This is a genomic window from Alkalimonas collagenimarina (genome assembly GCF_030717845.1).
Lineage (GTDB): Bacteria > Pseudomonadota > Gammaproteobacteria > Enterobacterales > Alteromonadaceae > Alkalimonas > Alkalimonas collagenimarina.
Genome location: NZ_JAUZVZ010000006.1, coordinates 12,828 through 27,812 on the forward strand (window position 1 = coordinate 12,828; position 14,985 = coordinate 27,812).

The window sequence follows — 14,985 nt, forward strand, 5'->3', positions numbered from 1 at the left end:
GCTGGGTACTTTCAATACAAGGCAAGCTGGCGACACTAGACCACCTTAGCTAGCCAAGGTAGCGGAGCCGGAAGGTACCAAGCAACTCCCTTCGGGACGGAGCTACAAGCCCTTTAAGCCGTGTTGGCTGCTCTCACTTTGGAACCACCAAAGTGTCAAACAGCTGTTTTGCCTAAATGGTTTTTACTTTACCGCTAGAATCTGTACCTTGAGATTGTTCGGGTACACAAGAAAGTACTGACATCTTTGTTAAAAATTTTTCATCGACTACATAACAATCAAATACTAACTGAGGTTCAGTGTACAGCCCCTCCAAACCAGCTTTTCGGCCTTCTAGATATGCATCTTTAAATATTTCATACAATAAACTCTCAATCGAACCCATACTAAGTCTTTCCATAATGTAGTTATAATCCTCAATTATTCTTAAGCTATTGATATAGCATTAGACGCGAAACAGCCATGAAGGCTGCGGCACCAAACATCGGCTGTAACAAACACTATCAAAACACATAGTGGTTAACCACAAAAAAGTTGATAAATTTATTATATTTTAAACATAATACGTATAAATACAACAAATTCGCAGCTTTTCATCGCTATTAGCGATAGGGAAAAAATTCTCACGATCTCGAAGACCGCCTTGGCTGATCATTCAGCCGTACCACTACAATCCGACACCTTACGGTGCCTCACATTTTGAAATGTAGCCGGCATCAACATCCCGCAGGCCGAAACTTCAATCAAGCAGCAGATAGAACAAGACCGCTCTTGGTCACCCCCATTGCAGTTCGCCGTTGCGATCTTGCTACTGATCATCACCTTGCTATGAAACCGTCGTGGCATCAACAGCAAAACAGCAGCCCCCTTTTTCCAATATAAACCGGGACAAGGTAAAACAGGCAACTGATAAGAAGTCCCAGCCGCATGCGCACCATACTGAGAAAAATTAACCAGCCCGATTAGATTGAAGCCCTAGCTTGGATGCATCCATCTTAACTCCTGACAACTACACCGAAGAGGGTTTTTGAACATCGTCAAGAGGGGACATTGAGCTCTCCCCCGCCGTAACAGAGTAACGGGCTCTGTTGCAGAAAGCAGTGTGATTCATAGCCACATTTCAACTTTCGCCACTTAACACCTAGTAAGCACTTTCATGTCACAAAACTTTTCATAAAATAGTGACAAAAGTGACCACCTTTCACCCCTACGAAATTGTTTAATTTTTAATTTTTTTTATCTTGCTCCCCACGCGCGCGAGGAGACCGCATGTTAACTCGAACAAATTTACCGGGCTAGCTTGTCCCCTGGAGAATCTAATACTGCCTTACTAGCATTTAGAATCCAACGGTTAATAATCTCTGGCGGCATGTCCTCTGATGAACAAGCCAGCTGCATGAGATTTAGAGCGAATACCATTAAACCGGAAGATACAGGCTCGACCCGCTCGGCACTTCTTGCGTAAAAAACTATTTGAACCACTCGACCAGCAATATCAGGCTGAACGGTTGACATACAATATGCAGAGTCGAGAGGGCGAAATTCTAAGAGGAACTCATTAATTTCTTTCTGTACCTTGTCAGCTGAAAGTCCAGTTTGCTCAACTGCTTGCCGTTCCGATAATAGCATCAAAATACTTTGGCAATTATCGTAAGGTCCAATAACGCACCGTTCTCTAACTGAATAAACTATTGAGCTGGCGAAAACACTTAGCCTTTCGTTCAATTTATCTAACGTTATCTGAATGTCTATACTCTCAATCATAACCTTTCCTTTTTAGTGGATTTTATTTACATCGCAGGCTCTCAAATCACAGGATTATTGAATTATTCGTTGCTAAAGATGAGCTCCAAATAATGAAGTGACTGAGTGTTAGGCCATGTCTTTATAAATTAATATGACAAACTCCTCAAGTTGACAAATCAAGAAAATTTGTTATTATTCACTAACTTAACCAGCATCCTTCCTTGACGAAATCGAGCTTAGTCGTTACTCTCTTGTCATGCTAATTATTTTTAGTGATGAAATAATGTCGAGGAAAATAACAATGGGCACAGACGCAGATTCAAAATCCCAGATTGATTTAGATGACTACTTGATAGAACAAGCTGAAATTGCGTTTGAAAAACTGCCTAAATCAGCGCAGGAACTTCTCGAGCACTGGGCATGGATTGGTAAAGCAGCGGCAGAGCAATTGACTGAAGAAGAACAGCTTCTCTTATTGTCTCAAAGTGCGAATGTGAAGCTGATCGTTAAAGCAGAAAAATAATTTCTCACTATTTAGCTTGACCGTTACGAAAACAGCTGTATATAATTACAGGTAACTCAGCAGAGCCTCACAACAGCAAAAAAGATTTTATTTACTTTATTGTTGTTGGATGGTTTTGTATGAAAGATTTAAAAGTTAAAAAATTACCCCCTCAATTAACCTGTCACCCGCGGGCATTGCCGGCATTTCAATTTACCCAGTTTATTTTTCACTTTAATAGAAAGCTTCAGTCAAGTGAGCCTAGACTAGCTTTATTGGCTCGGATAACTACATTAAGCTCGATATTAAAACCTGATGAAAACCTTTTCTTTGAAGGTTGGATGCCTTTAATCTGCGATCAGCGTAATGAAAGGAGAAAGACATATTCAGCCGGTCTATCGGATATCGAAGGTCGGGCTTGGATGTATGCGCTTCAAGCCATCGTAATCTTATCCTCTAAACAGTCATACATACGAAATGTCGCACTGTTTTTTGCGCATGCCCCCAAAGGAGTGCAAATTCGGCTTTTTGGCGGAAGGTTACCTCGAACAGTTCTAGCAAGGACCATAGCATTTTCAGGTGAAAGTAGAGCTTCGGTGCGACGCATTTTGAATGCGGAGGTGCCAAATGTCTGAGCTCTTAGATGAAAAGCATTTAGCGTTAATCTCTAAGCACAAGCTGAAGCGCGAAAAGGAGCTCATATGTGCATATGAGAATTTGACCAACTACGACGTCGATACCTTAATTCAATATTGCTACGACGCTAAGGATAATGAGCAAGCTCATTTGCTTCTAGCTTCACTTTTTACTGGGCGCTCTATAATGGCGTTGCTGGATGTGTCGACTGCAGTGGACGAATTCGTAGCAGGCGAATTTGGTGTACTTACTTCTTCTATTTCTCACCCAAAGGTGCCTGAATCTAGCAATTCGAAGCAAGTCGAGAGACCCGCAAATTCCTCGCCGTATGTTTTTTTATCTTCATCAATTCTAAGATCCGTTCAAAACGCCAGAGACCGCAAATTTGAAGACTACAAAACAAAGCTAAAGAATCTTGTTTCTGAGATAAACAAAAAGAACAACGCCCGTTTAACCTTAGGACGTATTCAACGATACCTCGCCAAGGAAGCAAAGGACTTGAATATTTCTCAAGCAGAAGTAGGTTGGATTTCTAACACTCCTCTGAAAGATCACGCGGGAAGCTCGTACTTGTCAATGAGTTCTGGTGATTTAGCTCGTAAGCACTACACATTTATTAATAGGCTTCTGGAAAGCGCTGGCAAGGCGCCTTTCAGCCTTGAAGTACTATTAACCAGTCCTGACGCAGCGAAGATGATGGGTAGCAATAGAGGCTTGTCTAACGACGATCTAAAAGTTTCGTTTGTGAACATTCGGGAATCGATCGATGCATCTCGAGCAAGCTTACCAACCACACTTTGGCAGCTATACAATGACTATACGCACTTTACTGTCTCTTTGCTTATGGTGAACACTGGACACCGACCAACGCGCGACCCTTTTGGTTCTCTCAGAAATTTTGATCTCAATCGCGAAGTGGTATGGGTTCAGGATAAAAAGGCGCGTGAAGAGGCAAGTCGATTAGTTCCTCTAAACACACTTAGCGAATTACAAATACGCTACTACCTCTCGTTCTTGAAAGATTTCAGCGGCATAGTTAAATACAGTCACCCCGGTGAAGCAGAAAAGCTTAAACAGAGCTTGTCTGGTGAAGCCCCTTTATTTCGGTTACGTAACACAAGAGGCCTTACATTTTATAGTGCTAGCACGGTGAGGGATCACTGCAGCTCACCTATACCTGGTTCATCAAATTGGCATCGACACTGGATTCGTCAACATTTAGCGAGCCAATCACATGTTGATGTTAGTGCAGTCGACGCATTTATGGCACATGAAAACCTACTGGATGAGTCATTTTCCCGATTCAGCACCCTTGAGACCCTTGAGCTGCGTAAAGTTTCTAATGCTATTGAGCAACAACTCCAAAAGTTGGATGTAAATGCACTGGAGGTGACGTTATGACAACTAATTACCGGGAGACCTCACCATGGAGTAAAAAAGCATTCGACATAGCCGCGACATTCTCCAAGCTCTTTGAGACCAGTATCACTGATTTAGCAGACCTCACCGGCTTTTTGTTACTTTCAGAAAAAGTAGCGAGATTAGTTATTTTAGGGAGCGCACGTGGCGGCTTAGCAAAACCTCAATACCTGGTAGAACTAGTGAGGCGAGTTGCAACGGATAGTGTTGAACTGCAAGTATGCCAAATCGGTTGCTACGTTGAGTTTAATAGCGAGCCAACGACAGAAGAAGGGAATAAAAGCTTTCTGAGGTGGTTTCCAGATCCCCACACGTTAGCGGCCATTCACGCATTAGTGAAAGAACCGAAAAAGAAGCAGTTCGGCTCAATTACAGAGAAAGCGCTGCTCAAAATCATTAACGAACGGGTCACTAAGAAGACGATGCATCAACCTTTCTCAAGTATGAAGCAATTCTGTAAAGCTGCCTCAATGTTTGTAATGGACAGCGCACAAATCGCCTTGCCTGCGTACTTAGCGCGTTTCATGACAGGAGAGACTAGCTCAGTCAGTATAAGCGCATCATCATTACAAAGCTTGTGGGGGGCGACGTCTTCAGAAACTAGATCGGGGAGAACGGACACTCTTGAGAGTACTCAAACGGTCAACACTCACATCAAAGGCAAACCTAGTATCAGTAGTAAAAGCTTTCTTTCTCGATTGCGCCGTGCACTTCGTGTTAAAGATAGCAAAGGGCAATTGATTCAGAGGCGCAGAGTAATTGATGAACTGTTGTCATTGAATGAATGTGAGCATTCACTTGCAGAAATGCTGCTGCTGGAGTTTATGATCCATGGAGTTCGTAATCAAGGTTGGGCAATCTCCTCAGCAAACACCTATCTTTCTCATATCGCAGGTCCCTGGTTGACGGAAACAAATGATTTGGCCGTTGATAAGTTACATTCGAGCCAAATGACGAGGTTGTTCAATCTGTTGATGAAAACGTCTGAGAAAAACGTATCTGCGGCCGAAAAAGCCAGCATTCTTAATCAGTTTTTCGCATTCAACCATAAGGTTTTTGGTCTGGAACTGCCTGATTCGAGTCGAGGGCAATTTAAATCGGTTCAGAATGTGCGAAATTACGTGATTAGTGAAACGAACTTTGTAACGTTATGCAATGAAGTCAGCTCAAACCCAGATCATCAAAACTTAATAGGAGAGGGACTAGTTCAGTGCTTAATCCTAATGGCTCGCTGCGGGCTCAGGCCTTCTGAAGTCACTAAGCTACGCATCAAGGATGTAGAGCCGTCAGCTGAGCATTATATTTTCATCAGAGAGAATCAATACGGTACTAACAAAACATACTCTGCAAGAAGAAAAATCCCTTTGTCGATTATGCTGCTACCGACAGAGTTCAGCTTTTTTAAACGCTATTTCGTGCGGCGCGCACATGAAGTTGGGGCAAAGCGAAACTATTTACTTTTCCCTTCATGCGCGAATACAAACTTGCCATATACGCTTGCTGATTTTCATAGAGAGTTTAGTAAGCCGTTGACTCGTATTTGTGGTGAAGCTGTGTATACCTATCATCTTCGACACAAGGCGATTTCCGTGTTTCAGGCCGTGCTTTGCTCAAGTCTACTTGCTGATGCAATACCATATGAGAAAGCACAAATTGCTGTGATTCGAAAATACTTCCAAACACTAGTCGGTAGAGATGTCATCTATCAAATTGCCACATTTGCAGGTCACCTAAGTCCGGAAATAACCTTTCATAACTACATGCATTTTACGGATACTGTACTTTTCGAACATTTGACGAAAAACCAAAAAAGCATGCATCGCGACTATTGGGAAAGCTTAGCCAATGTTTCAAAGCACATCATCACACGGCGTTGTGCCACTGAGTATCCTGAAAGCGAAGAAATGCAAGCGGTGCTCATTGAGCTGCTTTGCGGAAAAAAAGCCGCAAGTAAGCTTGGCCAGGAACGAGCAACTGGTAGGATAGAACTTCAATTGCGTCCAAGAAAAGCGACCTATCAAGAATGTTTAAGCGCACTAAAGTCTTTAGAGCGAGGCAAAACCCTTACACAAGTGACTGTTCAGCTGGGTGTTGACGCCGCACAGTTATTCTTGTGGTATGAGATCGCTCGAGAACTGGCGGGTCTCTCGACGACGAAAGGCAGCCCTCGTCTTTTTCCTAGCGCGTCAAAAAATAAATTGGCGCCCATCCCTCCTCCCTCAACATTGGAGCAGGCCAAGGCGGACTTAATAATAGAGAGTGCGCGTCAGTTATACAGGAACTCAAAAGAGGCGCTGGTCTGGCTAGTCAGGTTTGTAGTCACGAACGCAATGAACAGTCATAGCTATATTATATTTAATGATATTGCGACTTTTGAGAGATTTATGACGGTTGCGTCACAGTTAACCATACCAGAGGACTGGAAAATTAGGCTCGACCCACCCGAGGAGTATGCGACAGATGCTTTGAAGACATGGAAGCAGGCAGATAAATGCTTGACGATAAGCATGTCAAATAACCCTGTGAAAACCAGAAAGTTTCCCTTGGGCCGTGTTTACGTGCATTTTCTTTACCCTAGAGATCCTTCTGAAAAAGACTCCAAACCGCGCAAATCTAGCAATGGGTTCAAGTATGTTTGTCACTTGCTGGCGATTATGATTCCTGAGGTCTTTATTCGAAAAGTAGGTGATAAGTATCAGATTTAGTCCGAATTAGCTCAGTGCATGATAGAAACGTACAGAGCTTTCAACCTGGTAACTAACATTGTTGAGGACAATTTTGTTAGTCTGAAAGGACGATTAAAGTGCAGATACACGGATGAGTGTCGATTTAGGAGAAAAGTCATTGATGAAGCCAAGAGAGCTGGCTCCCCCAAGGGCAGCAAATTTATTTCATAAAGCATCTAAGCTCGTACAAGAAATACATGGTGTGAAGAGATTCCCCGTTGATGTTGATTCGATGGCTAAAGGGGCAGCAGAGCTATTTAACTGGGGTGATCCAATAACAGAACTAGCGCCAATTAACATAGCGGGGTTTGAGGGAGTCTTAACGTCGGACGACACAGGCTCAAAATGGATGATTGGATATAATGGCTCCTTGTCGTCACAGGGACGTATTCGTTTTACTAAAGCTCATGAACTTGGCCACTATATGCTTCATCGAGATAGGCAGCGAGAATTTCTATGTAGTAAAGAGGATATGCTCAATTGGGAAGGAGCAAGAGACTTAGAGGCAGAAGCTGATAAGTTTGCATCTCATCTATTAATGCCGATTGATGATTTTCGAATTCAGGTCAGTGGAGATATTAATTTCGAGCTATTCAGCCATTGTGCAGATCGTTACCAAGTGTCGATGACGGCAGCCGTTTTAAAGTGGCTTAGCTTCACCAATGAGAAAGCACTATTAATCGTTTCTAAAGATGGATTCATGGAATGGGCGAGTTCTAGTAAAGCAGCAAAAGAAAGTGGAGCGTTCTTCAGAACCAGAGGAAATGTGATTGAGATACCTGAAGGGACTTTAGCGTCATCCGAACTAAATGAAGAGAGGTTTGGGGTAAGTGTTGATGCTCGAAAATGGTTCCAGCATGCGGATAGGAATGTAGCTTTAACTGAACTGAAAATTTTCTCGGAGCAGTATGATAATACTATGACCCTTCTGCTCCTTCCTAAATACTTAGAGTGTTGGGCGCCAAGAGACGAAAGTTAGCTTTTCTTGAAAGTTTCCAAAATTTTACGCAGCTGATCTTTTTCTTGAGCACCTAGATTTTTGTAATTTCTAAAAAAAGCATCATCCAAGTGTTTTTCTTCGGGTTGACTTGTATCGTCATCAAGAAAATAGTCGGCGGTGACGCCAAGTTGAGCTGCAATGATGGCTAGTCTCTGTGCAGAGGGATTCTTTACCTCGCGGTTTTCTAGCTCCCATAGGTAACTTTTACTTACGTTGGCCGCCTTTGCTAAAGACTCCAACGTGAAGCCTTTTTCTTTTCTCAGTCTATTGATCTTTATCCCCAACTGACTTGACATACTATGCTCCTGACCCTGCCGTTCGGTATACCGGAAAATATTTATTGACAATAGCACAGAACAATGAAAACATGAAAGAGTTTCCGGTATACCGGAAATAAAGTAACTGAATGCAAATATTTATTTTCTGTTCATCGCTGTAGGTGATGATTGCAAACTAACTAAACTAATGAGGATCTATAGTATGAGTAAGCCTGATAATCCGGGTAACCGACCTGACCAACCACCTGGAAGACCAGATAATCCGGGTAACCGGCCTGACAATCCGCCAGGGAGACCAGGAACACCTCCCAAACCTCCGACACGGCCAGTGGGTTAAGTTATGGCTTGGTTTCTAGATCAGCCTGAGATGCTGCAAGGCGAATTAGATCGTCTTGCAGCTCTTGGTACTAAGTTTGATATTGACGAGGATGCCAAAGCAAGAGGCATACTTGTTATCGACGTCAAATATTGTATTGACGATGCTGAGTTGCAGCTTGAATGCTCTTTCCCACCGGAATACCCTTATTTTCCGCCAGAAATACGTTGTAAGGAGTTTCCTCCCGGAAGGCACTTAGAGCCGTTTGGCAAGTCTCTGTGCATTTTCGCGGATAAAAATAACTCTTGGGATATAGCTCACGATACGCTTGCTGGGTTGATTAAGGATCAAGTAACAAGAATCTATAGGATTCACAAGAATCCAGATGAAATCTCAAGCTTTGAAAATGAACTGGAAGGTTACCAGCCAAGTGGTCAATTGTTAGCCGAAGAGAACTCTATAATAGTGGAGACTTCTGATTGTGAGCCCTCAGCAAGCAAAGGTCGTGGTTACATTCAGCTCAGCCCTATTAAGGATGGGACTCGTGAAGCGATTCGTGGTTGCCTATCTCAAGTATTCGATGAAGAAGGGAAGTTAGTCTTTAAGGATGAAACTGGCTACTCGAAGCGTTTCAGCTTCAGGTGTCCTATTAGATGGGTAAAATTGTCAAAGCCATTAAGTGCAGTTGATCCTGAAGGGATATTTTCGCAACTTGTTGCCGAATTCCCCTGTATGAACGAACCTACTTACTTAAAAATTGGAAAGGTAAGTGTTGATATAATCGGGGTTTGTTTCAAAGAAGAGGCAGCGCGAGGACAATTTGAAGCCAATTGGCTTTTTCTCATTCGCCGCTCTTGGAAAAGAAAAGGAAAGCCGTACGGTACTATTTCAATAATACGATCTGACCACCTTCATCCAAATCAATTGTTGGCAAGAACCCCCAGACTTGTTGGTCTAGCTGAAGCAACTGTTGCGATTATCGGCTTGGGCGCACTGGGTTCTCAAGTTGCATTTCAGCTTGCTAGGGCTGGCGTTAAAAACTTCTATTTAGTTGACCGAGATCACCTTCAAGTTGGCAATTTACAACGGTGGATATTTGGATTGCCTTTTGTCGGTATGTCCAAGGTGCAAGCCGTTGGTCAGATGCTCCACCAAGGGTATACGGGACTCTCAATTCAAGCTTTTAAGCTTGAAATTGGAGGTACTCCGTCAATTACCTTGGAAGATGGTAGCAAGGTCCTCATGACTAAGTTTTTAAACGACGAAATCATTCGAAAATCTGATTTAGTTATAGATTGCACAGCTATGCTAAATGTTAATCAGTATTTATCGCACCTCTGTAAGTCACATGAAACAGACTTTGTCTGGTGCAGCGCTACAAACGGGGCATGGGGTGGAATTGTAGGTCGCTCTCCAGCAAGCTATGCAGACGATGTTTGGTTGAAGTTTAATGACGAGTATGGCAACCGAAAAATACCTGAGATCTCGACGGAGCCGTCGGCTTTTGTTCAGCCCAAAGGTTGTTTCCACCCCACTTTTACAGGGACGGGGTTTGATCTCGACACTATTTCAATAATGGCTGCGAGGATGGCAATTTCAATTCTTCAGGGAGAAACTTATGGGATCCTTGAACATGATGTATACGTCGTTGAACAGTGGGCGGATAAAGAGCCAATAGCACCGCGTTGGAAGGGATTTAGATACTAGGATGGCTAATGTATGGATAAGTCAGTTGTGCGTTGATAACTTGCTCAGAGAAATCGAAAAATTTTCACCTCTCGAAACGGGAGGATCTTTTTTTGGTTACGTTGGAGATAACGGTGATGTTGTTATAACAGACCTTATCCATGCTGGACCGAAGGCTAAAAGACGCCGATATAGCTTTGAGCCTGATCAGGTATTCCAGCATGCTGAAATGGCACGTTTATTTGAACTTAATGGCGGCAGGACATCCTACTTGGGCGATTGGCATTCACACCCGCTCAGCTCTCCTGAACTTAGCCTGCGAGATGAAAGAACATTATTGAAAGTAGCCTGTTCCGCCGACGCGCAGTGCCCGCATCCGATTATGATGGTTATTGGTTATTTTCCTGAGCAATGGACAATAAACTGTGTCAGGTTCAAACACGGTAAAAAAATGATATGGCCTTTCTTTTCGTGTCACTACGAGACGCTGAACGTTATTTTTGACTGATAATGACTGGCCTTTCCTATAGTAACTTAAAATCTAACTCGTCTGTACATTGATGGAAACCGAAGTCCCATGGATTACATAGTGTTATTTCGGTACCAAAATCGTTAGTTAGATCGTTGGTGTTCGGCGAGAACTCGAACACCATGCTTTATAGGCAAGCGCAGCGGAGCTAGTGGAGCTATAGAGATCCACCAACCCCTTTAAACTTCTCAACAAACGCCGAAATCTTCTGAAACACCGACTGCTTCTTAGTTCTGTATTCCGGGTTCAGCGGGCTTAGTTTCGGCAGTGTTGAGTTGAGCTCGGTGCCATTTTCGGTGGCGTACTCACGGCGCAGCGATGCACGTATGTAGCGCCTGGCGGCGTCTTCATTCAAGTTTTCTGAGCGAATCAACTCTTCTGCTTCACGCTCTTGCTCGGCTTGGGCGAATTTAAAGAACTCATCGATAATGCCTGCTTTATCGGGCATCTCGTCTAAGTCGGTTTGATTAATGAAGTCGACTACTAAGCTTTCTTTGGCGCGATTGCCCAGGCTGGCGCGAATCATACGACGGACTTCATCGATGAGCTCACCTTTGCTTTTGTTCTTCTTGTTTTGCTCGAAGATGAGTTCAAGAATGTAATCAAGATTAATCTCTTGTGACTTCAGAAGGTCAACTTCAAATTCAACATCGTCCCAGTCAATCGTTGACTGCGCTTGGTCCTCAGCAGCTTTTTCGCGACGGATCCAATCGCGAATATCGTTATAGGTAGAGCGATAGTCCTGAACTTTACGCTCGGGTGGTATCCGTATGGTTTGCAACGTTGCAATATCGTCGTCGCTTAAGTGATGTTCAATTTTGAATGCTTCAACAGCTTCAGCGTCACTGGTATCGATTTTTTGCAGCGCTTTGAGGCTGGCGAATTCATCGTAATTTTGCAGGATGTTTTCAACGCGCAAAAACTCACCAAATAACTTAGCAAAGTCCTTTTTGTCCTTTTCTAACTCAATCTCATCGGGATTTGGAAAACGCTGCTCTAACTCGCTCACAACTTCCATAAAACCGCGCCTTGCTTGACCCGTAACAACGTCGGTAAAGCCTTCCATATATTCTGTGTAGCTTTTCTCGAGTACCACGTTTTTGGTGTTCTTATCCCCAAACAAGGTAATAGCATCGACCGTCGCTTTTTCGAGATCACGGAAGGTCACAATGTTGCCGAAAGTCTTGGTGGCATCATATATGCGATTGGTGCGCGAATAGGCTTGAATAAGTCCGTGGTAACGCAAATTCTTGTCAACAAACAAGGTATTCAAAGTTGGTGCATCAAACCCGGTAAGGAACATACCGACCACTATCAACAGGTCAATGTCTTGGTTCTTAACCCGCTTCGCTAAATCACGGTAGTAGTTTTGGAAACCATTACTGTCCACACCGTGGTTAGATTTGAACATAACGTTGTAATCAGCAATGGCAGCGTTTAAGAACTCTTTTGCGCTGCTGTTCATAGCCGACACTTCAAAACTCTCATCGGGTATTTCGCCTATGGAGTCCTGTTCCTGATTCGCTGCAAACGAGAAAATAGTTGCAACGCGCAGTGGCCGGTCGGCATCTTGCTGTAATTGTTTGAACGCTTCGTAATAGGCCTTTGCCGCATCGACACTGCTGACCGCGAACATGGCGTTAAAACCACGCCCGCCAGCCTTCATGCGGTGCGTTTTTTGACGGAAGTGTGTCAGTATGTATTGGGTAATCTCACGAATACGTTCAGGGTGTAGCAGCGCTTGTTTGTTTTCTGCGGCGCTGAGTTTCTTCTCATCCTGTTCTGTCTCAATCTCACGGAATTGCGGACGTACATCGTTGTAGTCCACTTTGAACTTCAGCACTTTTTCGTCGCGAATCGCGTCGGTGATTACATATGAATGCAGCTCACGACCAAATACGCTAGCGGTGGTTTCAGCACCTAATGCGTTCTGGGGGAATATCGGCGTTCCGGTGAAACCAAACTGATAATAGCGCTTAAACTTCTTCTGCAGGTTTTTCTGCGCTTCACCAAACTGGCTGCGGTGACATTCATCAAAAATAAACACCACCTGCTTACGATAAATCGGCAAGTCGCGTTCTGTCTTCATCAGGTTATTAAGCTTCTGGATAGTAGTGACAACAATCTTGTTGTCATCCATAGACAGATTTCGCTTTAAGCCAGCAGTGCTGTCCGAGCCATTAACACTCTCGGGCGAGAAGCGTTGGTACTCCTTCATGGTTTGGTAGTCGAGATCTTTTCTGTCCACTACAAAGAACACTTTATCGATAAATTCAAGATCGGTTGCTAGCCGTGCTGCTTTAAAGCTAGTTAAAGTTTTACCCGAGCCGGTGGTATGCCAAATGTAGCCGCCACTCTCGGTGTTACTCCAAGTTTTGGCTTGGTAGGAGCTCTTAATTTTCCACAAAATGCGTTCGGTGGCGGCAATTTGGTAGGGCCGCATCACCAGCAAGGTATTGCTCACATCAAATACCGAATAGTGCAGTAATACCTTCAATAAGGTGTCTTTCTGAAAGAATGTCGCGGTGAAGTCTTTGAGGTCTTTAATCAGGCCGTTGTCTGACTTTGCCCAGTTCATGGTGAAATCGAAGGTATTCTTGTTGCGTTGCACTGTGTTGGCGAAGTAGCGAGTGTCGGTGCCATTGGTAATCACAAATAGCTGTAAGTACTTAAACAACGAACTCTCGGCGTTAAAGCTCTCTTTGCTGTAACGGTGCACCTGATTGAATGCTTCACGAATGGCCACTCCCCGCTTTTTCAGCTCAACCTGCACCAGCGGCAAGCCGTTGACCAAAATCGTCACGTCGTAGCGATTTGCGTGCGATCCCGTTTGCTCAAATTGCTTAATCACCTGTACTTTATTACGAGAAACGGTCGTTTTATCAAGAAGGTAGATGTTTTGAATGCGGCCATCGTCAAACACAAAATCGTGAATGTAGTCGTCATGAATTTTCCGTGTTTTATCCGTGCTGTTGTCACTTGGCTTATTAAGGTAAGTCTCGACAAAACGTAGCCATTCACCGTTGGTAAAAGTAACGTTATTCAACGCCTGAAGTTGCACCCGTACATTCGCCAACATAGCTTCGAGATTCGTCAAACCAGGCACGTATTCATAGCCTTGATTCACCAAGTCTTGAATCAGCTCGCGCTCTAAATCACTTTCGCTTTGGTAGCTTTCAGCAACTTCCCATTGCTTCACGTACCTATCCAGTACGATGAAATTGTTCGATTCAGCAATGGGCGTATACGTATTCATTCCTTTGTGTCCTTCTTTTGCAACAGCTTCTTCATTTCACGATCGAAATCAGATTCTATTTTTTGCTGCGTATTAAACTGCTCGTACTCTTCAAAGGCTTTTTTCTCCGCGGCTTTGCGTGACACGCGGCCATAGCCCTCAAGTACTTGGTATTCATTAAACGCTAGAAATTTATCTACGCTGTCGGCAAAAGCCTCCATCGTAAAGGTGTTACGTCTCTCAATAATGCTTTCAATGTAATCGAAAAACGACGATACAGTGCGCTCTAACCGTTTAATCTCATCTTCACTCAAATAGTTTTTAGCGATAACCGTATCAGACTTCAGCACTCGGCCTTTGGGAGCGTTTTTGTATGTCGTCATCCCCATTAATGGTTTGCTTGCATCCGCCTTTATCTTAATAATCTCGGCGGAAGTGTGTCCTGTTATAGCGAAGTGGAATTTGTCTTGCACATGAGCATAAAACTGGCGAGTGGTTTCAGACTTTGGATCGTAGTCGATACTGCATTCGGCAAAAATATCGGTGATCTGCTGATAAATCCTGCGTTCACTCGCACGGATAGAGCGGACTCGTTCGAGTAGCTCTTTAAAATAGTCTTTTCCAAAATAACGACCATTCTTCAGTCGCTCATCATCCATAGCAAAGCCTTTGATGATGTACTCTTTGATCAGCTGAGTGGCCCAAATTCGGAACTGAGTGGCTTGAGTAGAGTTGACGCGATAGCCGACGGAGATCACTGCGTCGAGATTGTAGTACTTTACTTTCTTAGTTTGGGTTTTTCCAGCAATAGCGCCATGTTCAGTGGTTAGTTCCAAAATGGAACTAACCACTTTTTCTTCCAGTTCACCACTGTCAAAAATGTTCTTTAAGTGCTTAGTAATTGCAGGGCGC

13 protein-coding genes and 1 pseudogene are annotated in these 14,985 nt (G+C 43.6%); 7 read left to right on the forward strand and 7 right to left on the reverse strand.

Annotated elements, in window-relative coordinates; translation table 11 throughout:
* Window positions 1–172: 172 nt before the first annotated feature.
* Together Q3O60_RS05175 and Q3O60_RS05180 are read right to left on the reverse strand one after the other, a co-directional pair.
* A complete protein-coding gene (locus tag Q3O60_RS05175; RefSeq protein WP_305892840.1) occupies window positions 173–385 on the reverse strand; it encodes a hypothetical protein in 213 nt (70 codons plus the stop codon).
* Window positions 386–1,287: 902 nt separating this feature from the next.
* The gene (locus Q3O60_RS05180) at window positions 1,288–1,764 is read right to left on the reverse strand and encodes a hypothetical protein (protein ID WP_305892841.1); all 477 of its coding nucleotides are present in this window, start codon (window positions 1,762–1,764) and stop codon (window positions 1,288–1,290) included.
* A gap of 283 nt (window positions 1,765–2,047) precedes the next feature.
* Here Q3O60_RS05180 and Q3O60_RS05185 point away from each other — a divergent pair, with 283 nt between their 5' ends.
* The 5 genes from Q3O60_RS05185 (at window position 2,048) to Q3O60_RS05205 (ending at window position 8,008) form a co-directional block, all read left to right on the forward strand.
* Window positions 2,048–2,269 (forward strand): hypothetical protein, encoded by a 222-nt coding sequence (locus Q3O60_RS05185; RefSeq protein ID WP_305892842.1) that lies wholly within the window; start codon window positions 2,048–2,050, stop codon window positions 2,267–2,269.
* Between the two features lie 119 nt (window positions 2,270–2,388).
* On the forward strand, window positions 2,389–2,883 hold the full coding sequence (locus Q3O60_RS05190) for a hypothetical protein (protein ID WP_305892843.1): 495 nt from the start codon (window positions 2,389–2,391) through the stop codon (window positions 2,881–2,883).
* Complete coding sequence (locus tag Q3O60_RS05195; RefSeq protein ID WP_305892844.1) at window positions 2,876–4,285, forward strand: hypothetical protein; 1,410 nt, start codon at window positions 2,876–2,878, stop codon at window positions 4,283–4,285. The genes Q3O60_RS05190 and Q3O60_RS05195 overlap by 8 nt, the downstream gene beginning before the upstream one ends.
* Complete coding sequence (locus tag Q3O60_RS05200; protein WP_305892845.1) at window positions 4,282–7,008, forward strand: hypothetical protein; 2,727 nt, start codon at window positions 4,282–4,284, stop codon at window positions 7,006–7,008. Before Q3O60_RS05195 ends, Q3O60_RS05200 begins: the two co-directional genes overlap by 4 nt.
* A 112-nt stretch (window positions 7,009–7,120) precedes the next feature.
* Window positions 7,121–8,008 (forward strand): ImmA/IrrE family metallo-endopeptidase, encoded by an 888-nt coding sequence (locus tag Q3O60_RS05205; RefSeq protein ID WP_305892846.1) that lies wholly within the window; start codon window positions 7,121–7,123, stop codon window positions 8,006–8,008.
* Here Q3O60_RS05205 and Q3O60_RS05210 read toward each other — a convergent pair.
* On the reverse strand, window positions 8,005–8,325 hold the full coding sequence (locus Q3O60_RS05210) for a helix-turn-helix domain-containing protein (protein ID WP_305892847.1): 321 nt from the start codon (window positions 8,323–8,325) through the stop codon (window positions 8,005–8,007). The genes Q3O60_RS05205 and Q3O60_RS05210 overlap by 4 nt on opposite strands.
* 161 nt (window positions 8,326–8,486) lie before the next feature.
* Complete coding sequence (locus Q3O60_RS05215) at window positions 8,487–8,612, reverse strand: hypothetical protein (protein WP_305892848.1); 126 nt, start codon at window positions 8,610–8,612, stop codon at window positions 8,487–8,489.
* Window positions 8,613–8,647: 35 nt separating this feature from the next.
* On the opposite strand from Q3O60_RS05215, the gene Q3O60_RS05220 reads away from it, so the two are divergent.
* The gene (locus tag Q3O60_RS05220) at window positions 8,648–10,330 is read left to right on the forward strand and encodes a HesA/MoeB/ThiF family protein (RefSeq protein WP_305892849.1); all 1,683 of its coding nucleotides are present in this window, start codon (window positions 8,648–8,650) and stop codon (window positions 10,328–10,330) included.
* A 1-nt stretch (window position 10,331) separates the two neighbouring features.
* Window positions 10,332–10,817: a Mov34/MPN/PAD-1 family protein gene (locus Q3O60_RS05225; RefSeq protein ID WP_305892850.1), complete on the forward strand. Its 486-nt coding sequence runs from the start codon at window positions 10,332–10,334 to the stop codon at window positions 10,815–10,817.
* 178 nt (window positions 10,818–10,995) lie between these two features.
* Here Q3O60_RS05225 and Q3O60_RS05230 read toward each other — a convergent pair whose 3' ends face one another.
* The 3 genes and pseudogenes from Q3O60_RS05230 to Q3O60_RS17750 all read right to left on the reverse strand — a co-directional run.
* Entirely contained in the window at window positions 10,996–14,094 is a 3,099-nt protein-coding gene (locus Q3O60_RS05230; protein ID WP_305892851.1) for an HsdR family type I site-specific deoxyribonuclease, read from the reverse strand.
* On the reverse strand, window positions 14,091–14,882 hold the full coding sequence (locus tag Q3O60_RS05235; protein ID WP_369812639.1) for a virulence RhuM family protein: 792 nt from the start codon (window positions 14,880–14,882) through the stop codon (window positions 14,091–14,093). Before Q3O60_RS05235 ends, Q3O60_RS05230 begins: the two co-directional genes overlap by 4 nt.
* Window positions 14,880–14,954: pseudogene (locus tag Q3O60_RS17750) on the reverse strand (cell filamentation protein Fic); the annotation flags it as partial. The pseudogene Q3O60_RS17750 and the gene Q3O60_RS05235, both read right to left, overlap by 3 nt.
* Between the last annotated feature and the right edge of the window lie 31 nt (window positions 14,955–14,985).